The following is a 15215-nucleotide window of genomic DNA, read 5'->3' on the forward strand; positions in this document are numbered from 1 at the left end:
GGGCCGCCGGGCCCGGCGGGCCCGGCCCGGTGCGCGGCGTGCCCGCCGCGCCGGGCGCCGGACAGCCCGTCCGGCCCATGGCCGGGGCCGGGGCCGGGCCTGCGGCGGACGGCCCCGGGGCCGCCGAGGTCCGCCGGGTGCTCGCCGAGGGCGGGGCTCCCGAGAACCTGGCCGGTGCGGTCGTGGTCGCGTTGGGCGAGACGGCGGCCGAGGTGCTGCGCGAGGACCCCTGGCAGCTGCTGGCCGTGTCCGGCGTGCGCCATGAGCAGGCGGACGGCTTCGCCCGTGCCCTGCTCGGGCCGGACTGCGGGCCGGACGACGAGCGTCGGGCGCAGGCGCTCACCGTCTGGCTGCTCGAGCGCGCCGCGCTCGAAGGACACACCGCGCTGGAGTCCTCCGCGCTGCGCGCCGGGCTCGCCAAACTGTCCGTGCCCGATCCGGACGCGGCGCTGCGGTCCGCGATCGCGGACGGCCTGGTGCTGGTCTTCCAGGACGCCGCCGACACCCCCGGGGCCGCCGCCCGCCCGGCGTCGGAGGACGCGGACGGCACCGACGACGAGCAGCCGGTGCGGGTCCTGCTGGGGCTGGACCGCTTCGCGCTGGCGGAGGAGAGCCTGGCCGACGGCCTAGCCCGGCTCGCCGGCACCTTCGCCGACCGCTCGGGCGGCCCGGCGGCCGGTGCACCCGGCGGCGAGGCCGGTGACGACGGTGGCCGCGATGGCAGGGACGGAGGCGGCGCGAGCGCCGATTCCGACGACGGCTCCACGGACGGCTCCGCGGACGGCTCCGGCCACGGCGAGGCGGACGGGGCCGGTCCGGGCGCCGCCGACTGGGCGGCCGCGGCAGCGGCCGCGCCGAGCCCGTCCGCGGCGGAGCTCATCCGTACGACGGCGGGCCACGGCCTGGTCGCACACAGCGGCGGCGAGGCCGCCCGCGCCGAACCGGCGGCGCTTGTCGCCGCGGCCAGATCCCTGGGGCTGCGGGCGTACGCGGCGGCACACACCGAGGACGGCAGACGGCGGCTGGCCGAACTGATCGACGCCGCCTCGGCCGCCTCGGCCGGGGAAGGTGCCCCCGAGCCCGGCGCCGACGGCCTTCGCGGCCCGGACGGCGACTCCGACGGCTTCAGCGGCGCGGACCGCACCAGCGGCACCGGCCTCGGCGGGTCCGACGCGGCGGTCACCGTCGCCGGGCTGCTCTCGGGCCACGAGGGTCCGGGCCGCGACGAGGACGGCGCGCTCGCGCTCGATGTGATCGCCGTGCTGGACGCCCCGCAGCTGGACGTGGAAACCGCGGCGATGCTCGTGGAGTCGCTGCCGGACGGTGCGCGGCTGGTGCTCAGCGGTGACCCCGGTGTGCTGTGGTCGGCGGGCCCCGGCAAGGTCTTCGCGGATCTGCTGGCCGCCCGCCGCTGCCCCCAGGTCGTCTCCCGGACACCGGACCCCGGGCCGATCGGCGAGCTGGTCTCGGGCATCGGGATCGGGGAGCTGAACCAGGTCGAGGCCCCCGGCAAGGAGGTCGTGATCGTCCCGGTGCGGGACGCGGGCGAGGCCGTGCACCGCACGGTCCAGCTGGTCGCGGACTCCGTGCCGCGCGCGCTCGGCGTGCCGCCGGAGCATACGCAGGTGATCACCCCGGGCCACGGCGGCGCCGCGGGGACGCGTGCGCTCAACGCCGCCTTGAAGGAGCGGCTGAACCCCGGGCCCGGCCGGTTCGGCGGCTTCGACCCTGGCGACCGGGTCGCCTACGTCCCGGCGCCGGGACGTGCGCTGCCGGGCACGGTGGTCTCGGCGGACGCCGAGGGACTGCACCTGGACTGCGCGGGCGCGGCCGTCGTGGTGCCGCGCGAGCAGGTCGCCGACACGGTCCGCCACGGCTGGGCGCTCACGGCCCACCAGGCCGTCGGCGCGCGCTGGCCGGCGGCGGTCGTGGTGCTGCCCGGCGACGCGGCCGCGGGGCTGACCCGGGCCTGGGTGTACACGGCCTTCGGCCGTGGCGAGCGCCATCTGTCCGTGGTGCACGGTGCGGACGCGGCGCTGGCGCGGTCGGTGGCGGAGATCCCCGCGAAGGACCGAACCACCCGGCTGCGGTCCTTGCTGCAGACGCAGCTCCCGTCCGCCGGGTAGGCCGGCGGCGCCCCACGCCAGTGGGCGCCGGGCGGGCCGCCCAGGTCAGCGCTGCAGCCCGGCAGGAGCCCCGGCCGCCAAGGGCCGGACCTCGGCAGACGCTGGAGCGCCGGGCGGGCCCGGTGGCCCGCCCGGCGCTCAGGGACGGTCGGTGGAGAGCCCCGGCGAGGCCCCGACGGGGCTCAGTTCCCGGGGCCCAGTACCTCCAGGTCCTCCTCGTCCGCCTCTTCTACCTCGTCGGCAACGTCATCCTCGTCGTCCTCGTCGTCCAGCTCCTCGTCGAAGACCGTGCTGACGTCGAAGCGACAGACGACCTGGTGCGGATCCGGCTGGTCGAAGGGGGCGGCCAGCCACTCCCCCGGCTCGGCGAGCTCGTCCCCGGCCGCCACCCACAGGGTCGAGTCGCCCTCCTCCAGCCCGAACTCCTTGTGCCGGGAGGCGATCTCGTCCGGTTCGTATTCGCCGAAGAGCACCCCGATGGCGGTCTGGACGCTGTCGCCGACGGCCGCCGCACCGCCCGCCCCGCCGTTGTCCGAGTCGGTGCCCCCATCCAGCTCGGCGACCCGTCTGGCCTGCGAGAGCAGGCGCTGCGGTTCGACGACGGCGTAGTCCCTGCGGATCAGCACGCTCAGAGCGCTCGGTTCCTCGGGCCCGGTATAGGCGGGCAGGGTGTCGTCACCGGGGATCTCGAAGGGCGTCACCTCGTCGTAGGCGTCATAGAGCAGCTCGTCGTACACCTCGGCTGCCGCGGCCAGTTCGTTGAACGCGGCGTAGACGGCCGGGTCGTCCTCCCCGGACCGGCGTTCGACAGCGTCGAGGTGACGATCCAGTGCGGCTTTCACCGCTTCGGCGGCGGCGCGTACCTCGGCAGCGGATGGCTGCGCAGCATCAGACATAGTGCAGACGCTATCCGTAGCAGGCCCGGTCCCGCACAATAGATGCGATGCCGGAATACGAATTCTGTGATGTGTATGTGCCTCGCGGGGTCTCCCGCAAGGCCACCACGCGTCTGCTGACCGACCATGCCGAGTACGGACACTGGGAGCTCGACCGCCTGAGACTCAATCCCGACGGCAGCCGCAGGGTGCGGTTGCGCCGTCGGATCATCCGCCAGCTCCGCGCCACGTGGTAAGCCGCCGCTGAAACGCCGGGCGGGCCCCGCCGGTGTGCGGGGCCCGCTCGACGCCGCGCCGTAGCGTGACGTACCGGTCTCAGTGCCGCTCAGTGCTGGTCACTGCGGCTCAGCGCCGTCTCAGTGCTGGCCGGCCCGCGCCCTGCGGTAGAGCACGGTGCCCGCGAGCAGCATGCCCGCGGCTGCCGGGATGGCGAGCTCGACCGGTCCGACGCCGGTGTGCGCGAGCTGCTCGGTGCCCGTCAGCTGGGAGCCTCCCAGATTCGAGGAGGCGCCGGCGCCGTGTGCGCCGATCTGCTGGGCTCCCTGCTGTCCGCCTTGGCCCGCCGCGTGGCCGCCGCTGTGGCCCGGCGAGGAGGGGGCAGGCGTGTGGCCTCCCGGCTTGCTGCCCCCCGGGTGGTGCGGCTTGCCCGGCTCATGCGGCTTTCCGGGGTCGCTCGGGTCACCCGGCTCTCCCGGGTCACCGGGGTCACTCGGGTCACCGGGGTCGCCCGGCTCGTTCGGGTCACCAGGCTCGTTCGGGTCGTTCGGAACGACATCCACGACGCCGCCGCACTCGCCGCCCATGTCGGTGTTCCCGGCCGTGCCGATCCCGACGCCGTTCCCACAAGCGTTCACCGGCACATGGACCGGGGCCTGGACATTGTTGCCGGAGCCGATGCCCGGCGAATTCTCGGTCTGGCCCTCGGCGCTGGAACCGGTGTGCTGGGAGCTCCCGGACCCACCCTCGTGGACCACATTGCCGCAGCCATTTCCCCCCGTCGCATTCAGCACCCCGAGAACGGTCGCGGTGTTTCCGCAGACGTTCACCGGGACATTGACGGGCGCCTGGACCACATTGCCGGACACGATGCCCGGCGAGTGCGCGGCACCGCCACTGGCCCCCGTGTCCGCGTAGGCGTAGCCGCCGGTCACGGCCAGGACGCCGCCCGCCGCCGCGATGGTGATCAGGCCCTTTTTCGCAACCTGTCGCATAACTGTCTCGCTCCCCTGCCTTCCGTCCTGCGGAATGCGCGCGAGCGGAAGCGCCCGCCCCCCATCCCGGCCTCCCCGAAGCACCTCACCGGCCTCCGGGGACACCCGGGATCACACCCCTCTGGACTGTGACTCCACGTCACGTGATCGATGCAACGACCCCCGTTGGGGGCCGCACACCATGTAACGAGGAAGGAGCAATCGAGCTATGAATCTACGACCCCATTCACCCTTATTGATTCAGTCAGTATGTGTGATCGATATGCGTGCTCGATTAAATGCCCGCCAGGGGAGGTCGGCGCGCGGCCATGAGCACGGTCAGCACGCGTCGATAAACCGGTCGAGCACCCTGACGCCGAACTTGAGCCCCTCCACCGGCACCCGCTCGTCGACGCCGTGGAACATCCCGGCGAAGTCCAGCTCCGGGGGCAGCTGCAGCGGCGCGAAGCCGAAGCAGCGGATGCCCAGGTCGTCGAAGGACTTGGCGTCGGTGCCGCCCGAGAGGCAGTACGGCACGGCGCGGGCGATCGGGTCCTCGGCCTTGAGCGCCAACTGCATGGCGTCGACGAGCGCGCCGTCGAAGGTGGTCTCCAGGGCCTTGTCCGCGTGCACGTCCTCGCGCTTGACCCGCGGGCCGAGGACCCGGTCGAGGTCGGCCAGGAACTCCTCCTCGAACCCCGGCAGGAAGCGGCCGTCCACATGCGCCGTGGCCTGGCCCGGGATGACGTTGACCTTGTAGCCGGCACCGAGCATGGTCGGCGCGGCCGTGTTCTGCAGGGTCGCCCCGATGAGCTTGGCGATGCCGCCGAGCTTGGCCAGCGTCTCGTCCATGTTCTCCGGGTCGAGCGGGGTGCCGAGCGCGTCGGACAGCTCGTCGAGGAAGGACCGTACGGTCTTGGTGACCCGGACCGGGAACTTGTGCCGCCCGAGCCGCCCGACCGCCTCGCACAGCTCGGTGATCGCGTTGTCGTTGTTGGTCATCGAGCCGTGGCCGGCGGTGCCGTCCACGGTCAGCCGCATCCAGTGCATACCCTTCTGGGCGGTCTCGACCAGGTAGAGCCGCAGGTTCTCGTTGACCGTGAAGGAGAAGCCGCCGACCTCGCCGATCGCCTCGGTCACCCCCTCGAAGAGGTCCGGGTGGTTGTCGACGAGGTGCCGCGCACCGTACAGCCCGCCCGCCTCCTCGTCGGCGAGGAACGCCAGCACGATGTCGCGCGGGGGCTTGCGGCCGCTGCGCAGCCGGTCGCGTACGACCGCGAGCGTCATCGCGTCCATGTCCTTCATGTCCACCGCGCCGCGGCCCCAGACGCAGCCGTCGGCGATCTCGCCGGAGAAGGGGTGGTGGGTCCAGTCCAGGGCGTTGGCCGGGACGACGTCGGTGTGGCCGTGGATGAGCAGCGCGGGACGCGAAGGATCCTCGCCCTCGATCCGCGCGACCGTGGACGCCCGGCCCTTGTGCGACTCGAAGATCTGCGGCTCGAGCCCCACCTCGGCAAGCTTCTCCGCGACATACTCGGCGGCCGCGCGCTCGCCCGGGCCGGAGTGGTCTCCGTAGTTACTGGTGTCGAATCGGATCAGGTCGCGGCACAGGTCGACGACCTCGTCCTCACCACTGACCGCACCGGTCGTACTCGCGGCCGAAGTCGACTCGCTCACACTGCCTCCTCAAGTTCTGCTGCCACGGAGCACCCGCGCGCGGGCAGGGCCCGCGGCAGGGGTCCTCCGCCATCCTCCCGCGCCTACCCGCCCAGCCCAAGGCGGAAATACCGCCGTCACATCCCGTCCACACTTCCAGGCCGCCGGACCGCCGCGGGGCCGCCGCGGGGCCGCCCCGGGGCACGGGCACGCGTGATCGAGCACGTCCGGATGTTTGCTATGGTTTTCCCGTCGGAACGGCCACGGGCCGGGCGACAGACACCTGGTCCGGGTGGCGGAATGGCAGACGCGCTAGCTTGAGGTGCTAGTGCCCTTTATCGGGCGTGGGGGTTCAAGTCCCCCCTCGGACACTCACTCTAAAAGTCTGGTCAGTGCGCTGATCAGGCTTTTTGCATGAGACCCCTGGCCAGGTGGTTGAAATGGGTGCGCGAGGTTGTCGTGGTGACAGCGCGCTGGCCTGGGGTTTCTCCCGATCTCGTGGTGCGGGGGTTCATGTGGAGATCGTGTGCGTTCAGGGCTTGCGCCCTGATGGCGTCACCGCGGACAGACCCTAGTCGTCCGGGCAGGTAAATTGATTGCCTGGCCCCCATGCCTTCCTTTCGTCGTCGTTGTCGCGTACTCCACACTCCAATGCCACCTCCGGCCCGCGCTTTGTGTCGTGCAGGATGAGTAGCCGCTTGGCCGCGGGGACTTTGCCGTCCCGTCCGAACGCCAGCGTCCCCGACGCGCCCCGCACCCCGGCCGCGCCGCCGGCTCCGTTCACCAGTGCGGCCTGCACCGTGCCGCGGCCGAATGCCGCCGTCCCCGCGTCCTGACGCGCCTCGTTGAGTGCCGTGGCCAGCACCCGCAGAGCGTCCGAGGCCAGTGTCGTGCGGCCGTCGTTGCTCCAGAGGTCGTGTTCGCCGTACGCGGCGGCGTACTGCCGACGGAAGTTCTCGCCCATGACGTTGGGCGGGTACGACTTGGGCAGGGCGTGCGCCGCATAGTAGAGCCGCAGCCGGGGGTAGCGCTCGCTGGGGCGCTGTGCGTCGACAACGGCATTGGTGAGGTCGTTTCCGCCGAGCGCGGTCAGCCGGCCATTGCACGCCGTGCCACTGTTGAATTCATCCAGAAACGCACCGAATTCATCCGCCCGCGCGGTCCAGTACACCACCGTGCGCGGTTCGTCCTTGAGTCGCCGGCAGACCTTCTCGGCCATTTCGGAGAATTTCCGGACCCATTCGACGTCGTCTTCTTGCGCGGGGTGGTGGCTCACGCGGCCGTCGCCCGCGGTGTACCAGATGCGATGGGTGTCCCTGAATTCTTCGGTGAACCGCTCGCTGAGATTGGCGCTGTAGTTGTCGGTCGGGTCCGCGATCACTACGGCCTGCTCGGCGGGTGCGCACTTGCCCGGGGCAGTCTGCACGATGTTGCCTCGACGGGCGAAGTCGGCGGCGATACGCGCCTCTCGGCGGTTGTCCGGTGCGACCTGCCGGTACATCGGGTGCCGCTGCATTTCCTCGGCGGTCGCGACGGTGCCGATGATCGGCAGCCCGCCCTCGCCCAGGATGTCCCGGGCCCGCAGGGTGTCCTCGCGGCTCTGGCCGAGGCCGACCACTCCCATGATCTGCTCGTCGCCCTGTTCCTTCTTCACTTCTCTCACGATCCCGGCGGCGACGGCGGGCGCCTTGGTGAACCGCGTGCCCGCATCCTCGACCCGGACTCGCAGCCACACCTTGTTGCCCTCGTCCCGGGACGCCTCGCGGTTGAGTTCTTCCTGGGCCAGGGCGATCCCTCGCAGTTCGGGAATCGCTCCGCTGTACATTGCCTCCTTCCATGAGTTGACGGTGACGGGCACGCCCAGATAGACGACGGTCCGCACCATCGCGCCGGGCCGCGAGGCGGCCGCGTCGGCTTCCTCGTTCTGCCGCTCGATCACGGCGCGGACCGCTCTGTAGAGCTCCTTTGGGGACTTGCCGGAGGGGATACGGCCGGTGCCGGACGGCGCGGCTGACTCAGTCGCGGCACTGCGGGTCAGGCAGTCGGTTTTCTCCCCCTCCGGCAGCAGCCAGGTCAGGCCGTATGTAGCGAGGAGTGCCAGCGTGGTGGCCCCAGTCACTGACGCGAGGCCCGCCTCGAACCGCGGGGCGAGGTCGGAGTGGGTCTTCTCGAGGTAGATCTCCGGGAAGCGGCTGAGCCAGCGCGCGGCGTCCGCGTCGTCGGCATGCGGCTCCACTCCCACCCGTACGACACGGGCCCTGCCCAGCCCTGTGGTCGCTCTCCAGGAGTTGAGCGTGATGGCGGCCTCGGCGTAGTTCTCCGTAGGCTCCCCGTTGGGGGGTGCCGCAGCCACCAGGAGCACTCCGGTGCATCCGGTCTGCTCGACCGCATCGGGGAACTGCGTCAGCAGCTGGCCCACTTGAGGCTCGGTGGGGTCGAGCTGCGGGAAGACGAGGACGAAGCGGTGCTTGCGTCGACGCCTCCACGGGGAGAGCAGCGGGTGGCGGAAGGCCGCCTGCAAATCGGCGAGCAGTGCCCGCAGCAGCACGGCCACGGTCTGGTCGAGTCCGGAGGAGCCGTCCGCGCCGGCAAGGCGCCGGGCGTCGGCGAAAAAGTCCGCACCCTTCTCGGGGAGTTCCGCCCAGGTGCGGTACCAGCTGCCCTTGCGCGTCATCCGACGCCCGTTCCGCCATCCGTACCACCAGCGTGGAAGCAGGCCCAGGAGTGGGCGGCGCAGCCAGTACCAGGCGGTGGCGGGGATGCTCGGCGGGGGCTGTTCGCCTCCGCTGACGGCCTCCAGGGCTCGCAGGATCCTGGAGTCCTTGCAGCGCGCCTCGTAACACCTGTCCCGTAACTCCTCGGCCTGCACCAGGGGCTGGCTCTCGGTGAGTTGTGCCTCGACGATGCTGCACATGAGGCGGTACTGCGGCAGCCGCAGCCTGCCGAAGCCGCCGGGCCGGTTGCGGAGGAGCTCCTCCTCGATCTTCTGGAAGGTGTCGCTCACACCCTCGCGCCGCGGGCCGGAGGGCGCCCCCGCCACCTGCGCGTACGGGATCCTGGCCCGGCCCGCAGCGCTGAAGCGCCCGCACAGCCCGTCCGCGACGCGCTCCGCCTCCGTGCCGCTGCTCAGCTGCGTGAGCAGAACCTGGGGGGCGGACCCGCGTTGTTTGGGCGGCTGTTTGATGAGTTGTTCGAGCGCCTCGACAAACGAGTTGATCTTGGGAAGCGGCGGGACAGAAGAAGACATGGCGTTACCTCCCCCGGGTGGTTCGTGCCGTCACACGGTACGAACCACCGAAACCATTCATACCGAACGCGAACCCCATGAAAATAAGGCACTTGATGCCCAGGGCTATCATCCTCGCCCACTGCGGAGCGCGCCACCGCAATCGCACAAGGTGACCACCGTCGGTCGTGCCGCGCCCTGTGAGTTCGAGACGTTCGAGGCATGTTCCTGACGGGCCGCGTCGCGACACTGCTGTCGGCGCGGACTTCCGTCACCAGTAATCGTCGACGGTGGACCCGTAGCAGGTGTCGCAGTACGTGCACCGCCCGCTTCTGCCTGATGCTCGGCGACCTGGCGCGCACCAACGACACCCGACCCGAAGTGTTCCTCGCGCACAAGGACGCGCTCCTTGCCCACATGCGGGAGTTCCACTCCGAACTCGCCCGCTACGTGCCCCTGCTCGCGGCGCGGACCGCCGAGGTGGCCGAGGCCGACGGACAGGGAGGGGCCAGGCTTGCGGAGCTCGCCGCTGAGGCCGACGAGCGGCTGTTCGGGACTCCGGCGGAGCGGGAGGCGGACTGGCAGCGGCGCTGCTCGGCTCCGCCGCCTTGGCCGCCCAGTTCGCAGCCCCAGAGCGACCAGGAGGTGGCGGTGGCCGCGGTCCTCGATTCACTCCCGCACGCCCACCGCATCCGGGCTGTGGGCATTGACGATGACGGCGAGGACACCTGCCGTCGTCTCGCCCGTGCCGCCGCCCTGCCTTGGCGCGCCCGTGGCTCAGGAGAGAGGGGATGACCGTGAACCGGGAAGCGGCCGAAGTGATCGCCACCGCTGTCGCCGACCGACTGGCTGATCCGTCCGCCGCGCTCGTCGACCATGGGTCCGGGTCTCAGGGCATGCATTCTGCATGCGCTGCAGCTACAATGCAGGCATGACTGCTTTGACCATTCGCGATGTCCCGGACGATGCCCTTGTCACACTGAAGGCCCGCGCCGCGAAGGCGGGTAAATCGCTTCAGGCCTACGCACTCGACGTCCTCGTCGGTGAAGCCGCCAGGCCCACGCTCGCCGAGGCCGCCGCCCGCGCGGAAGCCGAGGCCGGGGCGAGCCTGAGTACGTCGGATGTGCTGGCTGCGATCGACGACGCGAGGGCGGGCCGGTGATCGTCGTCGACTGCTCGGCGCTGATCTTCTTCCTCAGCGACGAGGGCCCCACCGGGCACCTGGTACGCGAACGTGTCGCCAAGGAGGACCGGCTTGCCGCACCGCACCTGATCGATTACGAGATCATGTCCGCTTTGCTCGGCCTGGCGCGCGGCCGACGTGGCGGCGAGCCCAAGCTGAGCGAGAAGCAGCTCCGCAAGGCTGTGGCGACGTACCGCGATCTGGCGATCGACCGGCATGAGACATTGATCCTCTGGGAGCGCGTCAAGGGTTTGTCGAGCAACCTCTCCGTCTACGACGCGCAGTATGTCGCCCTGGCCGAGGGTCTGGGTCTGCCGTTGATCACCAGTGACGCCAGGATCGACAGGAGCGGCGTGGCGCGCTGCGAGATCGAGACGTTCGGCACCTCTACCTGAATCAGCCACCGCATGACTCCTCTCGGAGGCACCTCGCGGCCGCTCAGTCAGGGCGGGAGAGTCCAGCTCCGCCTAGATGATCTTGGCCACGGACCCGTGCGGCTCCATGCCCCAGCGGTCGGCGAGCGCGACGGGCCTGGAGCGCACTCTTGAAGATCTTCTGCCTGGAAGACGGCGTCGAACGCCTCGCGGTACTTGCCATCGCGGTACTTGCCATCGCGGTCGCGCAGCAAGAAGCGCAAAGACTGCGTGCGTATTCCCAGTCCTGCGTCGAGCGGGCCGTGACCCCGGTGATCCTGAGCAACCTGCGTGTACTCGTGGATGAGACATCGAGCCGGTCGTGCTGAGAGTTCGCTGTACGGTCGTTGGCCGGCTGCGATTCAGGACGGGGAGCGGGTCTGGTGAATGTTGTCCGAGGCGTACGTTGACAACGATGCGGAGGTGGCGATGTCCGGTGATCAGGATGCGGTCGGTGGCCTCGTGATGGCACCCGACGGTCAAGCGGGTGCGCGGCGAAGCCGTCCACGGCAGGCTCCTCCACGGACTTGAGCGGTATCGGCGGCAGGAGGTGGCGTCGAGCGGGCGGGCTCTTGGTCCCGAGTGTCGAGTGAATACTGGACCCGTTCAGGTATGGCCTCGCGGGAGTGGAGTACAGGCGCTGTTGCGCGGCTGACGAATCATGCTTTCGGTGCCCCTCAAGCGATACGCGGGTTGTGACTCAACGGTCACGGCCCGCGTTTCCGTGTTGCTAACCGGGCCCGGAGACCGAAGCCGGGCCCGTGATCAGTTCCGCCCAGATCGTCTTGCCATGACGGCCGTGTCGCGTGCCCCAGCGTTCGGCGAGCTGGGCGACGATGAACAGGCCGCGGCCACCTTCGTCGTAGGTTCGAGCCCGCCGCAGGTGGGGGGTGGTGGTACTGCCGTCGGAGACTTCGCAGATCAGACTGCGCTCTTCGAGGATGAGGCGGAGCCGGATCGGGGACTGCGCGTAGCGGATGGCGTTGGTGACCAGCTCACTGACTATGAGCTCGGTCGTGAAGACCGCGTCCTCAAGCCCCCATGCGGTGAGCTGGTCGGACACGCGCGCGCGGATCTCGGCGACGACGGCGGGGTCTGTCGGGAGGTCCCAGGTGGCGACGTGGTCGGCGTCCAGGACTCGGGTGCGCGCGATGAGCAGGGCCACGTCGTCGGCGGGCTGGTCTTTGAGTAGCGCGCCGAGTACGGCCCGGCACCGCCCGTCCAGCGACGGCTCCGGGATGCTCAGCGCTTGCAGCAGCTCCTGGACCCCGCTCTCCAAGTCGCGATGGTGCTCGCGGATGAGGCCGTCGGTGTACAGGGCCAGGAGACTGCCTTCCGGCACGTGTACGTCCACTGATTCGAAAGGTAGGTTCCCCAGGCCGAGGGAAGGGCCCAGGGGTGTGTCGACGATCTCGGCGTGATGATCCGGTGTGACGATGACAGGTGGAAGGTGGCCGGCGCTCGCGAGGGTGCAGCGGCTGGCGATGGGATCGTAGACCGCGTAGAGGCAGGTTGCTCCCACCTCTCCTACGGTGTCGTCGGTGTCCGGGGCATCCGCGGCCTCGTGTACGGGCCTGCTTTCGGTGCTGAGCCGAAGGACGACGTCGTCGAGGTGGGTGAGGAGTTCGTCGGGTTGCAGGTCGATGTCGGCCAGTGTGCGCACGGCGGCACGCAGCCGGGTCATGGTGGCGGAGGCGTGCAGTCCGTGCCCGACGGCGTCACCGACGACGAGCGCGACACGAGCGCCGGACAGCGGTATCACGTCGAACCAGTCGCCGCCCACGCCGACGCTGTGGCTCGCCGGGACGTATCGGCTCGCCACCTCGGCCGCGGCGACTTCGGGCATGTGTCTGGGCAAGAGGCTGCGCTGCAAGATCAGCGCGGTGTCGCGTTCACGGGCGTACCGTCGCGCGTTGTCCAGGCAGATTGCGGCCCGTGTCCCGATCTCCTCGGCGAGAGCGAGATCGTCGGTGTCGAATGCGTAGGGCGGCCGATGCCGCCGAAGCGTCAGCGCACCAAGAGCCCTCCCTCCAGCGCACAGTGGAACAGCGATGGCCGAGTGCATGCGGTATGCATCTGTCTGGTCGGTGTGGCCGCGCGCCGGCCAGACCCCGATGTCGGTGGTGTCTACGTAGCTCGCCCGTGCGGGTGCACACGCGGCCAGGTAGCGCGCGGGGAGCGATACGTCCCGGAGCTCTTCCTTCTTTTCAGCCTTCAACTCGTCGTCGGTGCGTGCTGGGGCATCGGGACGGTGGGCGACGTGGCGCAGCGCGACGGGCTCCGTGAACGGCTTGGTGGGGGGCTCTCTGCCTTTCAGGACGGCATCGAAGAGGTCCACACTGACGTAGTCTGCGAATGCGGGTACGGTGACCTCCGCCAGTTCCCAGGCGGTTTGCGTCACGTCCAGCGTTCCGCCGAGGCGCTCGCTCGCCTCGCTCACCAGGGACAGTCGACGTCGGGCGATCATGAGCCGCATCCGGACCTTGCAGACCGCGAGGCTGATGACCCCCGCCAGCGCGACACCCGTGATGACCACGACGCGGCCGCCTACGGAGATGACAGGCAAGGCGACGCCGTAGATGTAGGTGGCCGCCGCAAAGGAGAGAAAGCTGATCACCAGGGTGTGGCGGAGCGGCAGCAACGCGGCAGCCACGAGAGGCGCGACCGTCGCATAGACAGCCCACCGGAGGAGGCCCCTGCCCGAAACTTCGACCACCACGGCTGAGAACAACGCTATGTACCCGACGAGGATCGCGACTACCCAATCGTCCCTTCGAAGGGTGATCGCCATATCCTGCTCTCCTTTGCCCGGACGTGAGTCCCCACGCCGGAACAAACTGTGCCGGCTTGCCAGCAAGGCGAATCCGACCGCCCCGGATGTCGCGGCGCCACAGTCCAATCAAATGCGCACGAGGGTCAGGTGTCCGGTGAGACCATCGAGCCTCCTGGCGGTTCCCAGGAAGGCCGGCCACTTCTCTCAAGCTAACAGGCGGATGGTTCTCCGTCCTGCGGGGTTGAACAAGTTTTCCGCCGCCAATTGCAAACAATAGGTCTTCGAGCAGTCACCGTCCGCAGTTGGGGCGTGGAGGTAAATCGTCCCCACGCCTGCTGGGGCCCTCAAGGGTGGAGGGCCCCATGTGTTCGCCACTGAGCAGTGCGTCGAGTTGCCTTGTGCTAGGGGCGGAAGATTGGCTGCTTCTCCTTGCGAAGTGAGTTCATCACGGTGTCATTGAGGTTCAGGTGGTTCCGGACCAACTCGCCAGGGGTCAGTGCCATCCACTGGGCCAGGCTGACGTCCTCGAAGCGGGGCGCCAGGAACATTTCGAGCAACCTCAGCGGTGTACTGCCGGTGTTCTCGATGTAGTGGCCCATGGCGAATGGGACATAACCCACGTCCCCGGCCTGGTAGTCGAACGTCCTGTTGCGCCCTGAGTCGGCGAAGACGCCCATCCTTCCCTGCCCCGAGATGTAGTACTGCCACTCGTCGTTGTTGGGGTGCCAGTGCAGTTCCCGGATGGCGCCGGGGGCGATCTCCACCAGTGCCGCAGACGTGGTCGTCGAGGCCTCGAAGTTGCGTGAGTCGACAATCCGGGCGGTGCCGCCACTGGTGCGGACCGGGGTCTGCGAGTCGAGACTGTGCTTGAAGCTGCGGGGTACGTCACCGCTCGGGCTGAGAATCCGGTCGGATTCGAGCGCCGGAGGGACCGCGCTGTTGAAGATGTACCGTTCGGAAGTCGGGATCGAGGAGAAAGCCGCCTCCGGGACGCCGAAGTTCTTGGCCAGGACCGACCGGGGTGTGTGGGCGAACCAGTCGCTGATGAGGAACGTGTCGTTTTCGGAGAAGTCTCCGTCGTTGAAGACGAGGAGGAACTCGACGCCCTCCTCCAGCGCCTGGATGTGGTGCGGGATGCCCTGGGGGAAGAACCAGAGGTCGCCGGCGGAGACGTCTTCGAGGAAGTTCCGGCCTTCTTGGTCGACAGCGCTTATCCGGCACTTGCCCTCCAGGATGTACGCCCACTCCGACTGCTTGTGCCAGTGCAGTTCCCTGATCGCTCCGGGCTTGAGCCGCATGTTGACACCGGCGAGCGTGGTGGCGATCGGCATTTCGCGCCGTGTCACCTCGCGGGCCCATCCGCCCTCCTCCAGTCGCATATGCGCCTGACTGAAGGAGAACTTCAGATTCGGCAGTGTGCCCGAGTCGGTTTCGGGAGGGACGAGGGTGTTGGGGTTCTGCAGGTCCAGTTGCGTGTTGCGCGGGCCGTTGTCGGTGGCTCCTTCGCCGTCGCGGATGGGCTGCGGCACCTCGCGTGCGATGGTCTCGGTCATGGCGGAGTCCTTTCGAAGAGTGCTGGGCGGAAGCCATATGCGTAACCGGGAGGACGCCCGAGGTGTGTACCGAGGACACGTCCTTCGGTAATCAGCCGCCTTTCACAAGGGTCACGATGAGGTAGACGTTCAGGCAGATCACCAGGGCGCACACGAGTGCGCCGGCTGCTGTGGTGCCGGGCGCGTTGGCCAACGCGCC

The 15215-nt window shown here is 69.6% G+C and carries 12 protein-coding genes and 1 tRNA gene; 7 read left to right on the forward strand and 6 right to left on the reverse strand.

The window, feature by feature from the left end:
• On the forward strand, window positions 1-2126 hold a 2126-nt coding region (locus CCN51_RS10310; RefSeq protein ID WP_107425953.1), incomplete at its 5' end, for a helix-hairpin-helix domain-containing protein.
• A 182-nt stretch (window positions 2127-2308) separates the two neighbouring features.
• Here CCN51_RS10310 and CCN51_RS10315 read toward each other — a convergent pair.
• Window positions 2309-3022 carry a hypothetical protein gene (locus CCN51_RS10315; protein ID WP_043487953.1) on the reverse strand — a complete coding sequence of 238 codons (714 nt, stop codon included), beginning with the start codon at window positions 3020-3022 and terminating at the stop codon, window positions 2309-2311.
• A 47-nt stretch (window positions 3023-3069) separates the two neighbouring features.
• On the opposite strand from CCN51_RS10315, the gene CCN51_RS10320 reads away from it, so the two are divergent.
• Entirely contained in the window at window positions 3070-3258 is a 189-nt protein-coding gene (locus CCN51_RS10320) for a DUF5703 family protein (RefSeq protein WP_014059547.1), read from the forward strand.
• Between the two features lie 120 nt (window positions 3259-3378).
• Here CCN51_RS10320 and CCN51_RS10325 read toward each other — a convergent pair whose 3' ends face one another.
• Window positions 3379-4233, reverse strand: a complete 855-nt coding sequence (locus tag CCN51_RS10325) for a chaplin (RefSeq protein ID WP_014181010.1) — start codon at window positions 4231-4233, stop codon at window positions 3379-3381.
• Between the two features lie 318 nt (window positions 4234-4551).
• Window positions 4552-5889, reverse strand: coding sequence for a M20/M25/M40 family metallo-hydrolase (locus tag CCN51_RS10330; protein ID WP_014181009.1), 1338 nt, complete (start codon window positions 5887-5889; stop codon window positions 4552-4554).
• A 265-nt stretch (window positions 5890-6154) separates the two neighbouring features.
• Between CCN51_RS10330 and CCN51_RS10335 the strand changes: the two genes are divergently transcribed.
• A tRNA-Leu gene (locus CCN51_RS10335) sits at window positions 6155-6239 on the forward strand.
• Window positions 6240-6439: 200 nt separating this feature from the next.
• Here CCN51_RS10335 and CCN51_RS10340 read toward each other — a convergent pair.
• Window positions 6440-9115: an ABC transporter substrate-binding protein gene (locus CCN51_RS10340; protein ID WP_014181008.1), complete on the reverse strand. Its 2676-nt coding sequence runs from the start codon at window positions 9113-9115 to the stop codon at window positions 6440-6442.
• A gap of 201 nt (window positions 9116-9316) precedes the next feature.
• Between CCN51_RS10340 and CCN51_RS57175 the strand changes: the two genes are divergently transcribed.
• From CCN51_RS57175 to CCN51_RS54270, 4 genes are all read left to right on the forward strand, one after another.
• On the forward strand, window positions 9317-9889 hold the full coding sequence (locus tag CCN51_RS57175; RefSeq protein ID WP_264349521.1) for a DUF2397 family protein: 573 nt from the start codon (window positions 9317-9319) through the stop codon (window positions 9887-9889).
• A 136-nt stretch (window positions 9890-10025) separates the two neighbouring features.
• Window positions 10026-10256 (forward strand): FitA-like ribbon-helix-helix domain-containing protein, encoded by a 231-nt coding sequence (locus CCN51_RS10350; RefSeq protein ID WP_043487951.1) that lies wholly within the window; start codon window positions 10026-10028, stop codon window positions 10254-10256.
• The gene (locus tag CCN51_RS10355) at window positions 10253-10672 is read left to right on the forward strand and encodes a type II toxin-antitoxin system VapC family toxin (protein WP_014181005.1); all 420 of its coding nucleotides are present in this window, start codon (window positions 10253-10255) and stop codon (window positions 10670-10672) included. The genes CCN51_RS10350 and CCN51_RS10355 overlap by 4 nt, the downstream gene beginning before the upstream one ends.
• 149 nt (window positions 10673-10821) lie before the next feature.
• On the forward strand, window positions 10822-11019 hold the full coding sequence (locus CCN51_RS54270) for a hypothetical protein (RefSeq protein ID WP_014181004.1): 198 nt from the start codon (window positions 10822-10824) through the stop codon (window positions 11017-11019).
• 401 nt (window positions 11020-11420) lie between these two features.
• Here CCN51_RS54270 and CCN51_RS10365 read toward each other — a convergent pair whose 3' ends face one another.
• Entirely contained in the window at window positions 11421-13547 is a 2127-nt protein-coding gene (locus CCN51_RS10365; RefSeq protein WP_143675766.1) for an ATP-binding SpoIIE family protein phosphatase, read from the reverse strand.
• Between the two features lie 317 nt (window positions 13548-13864).
• Window positions 13865-15016, reverse strand: coding sequence for an oxalate decarboxylase family bicupin (locus CCN51_RS10370; RefSeq protein WP_014181002.1), 1152 nt, complete (start codon window positions 15014-15016; stop codon window positions 13865-13867).
• Between the last annotated feature and the right edge of the window lie 199 nt (window positions 15017-15215).

This window comes from Streptomyces milbemycinicus (assembly GCF_002154605.1).
Classification (GTDB): Bacteria; Actinomycetota; Actinomycetes; order Streptomycetales; family Streptomycetaceae; genus Streptomyces; species Streptomyces milbemycinicus.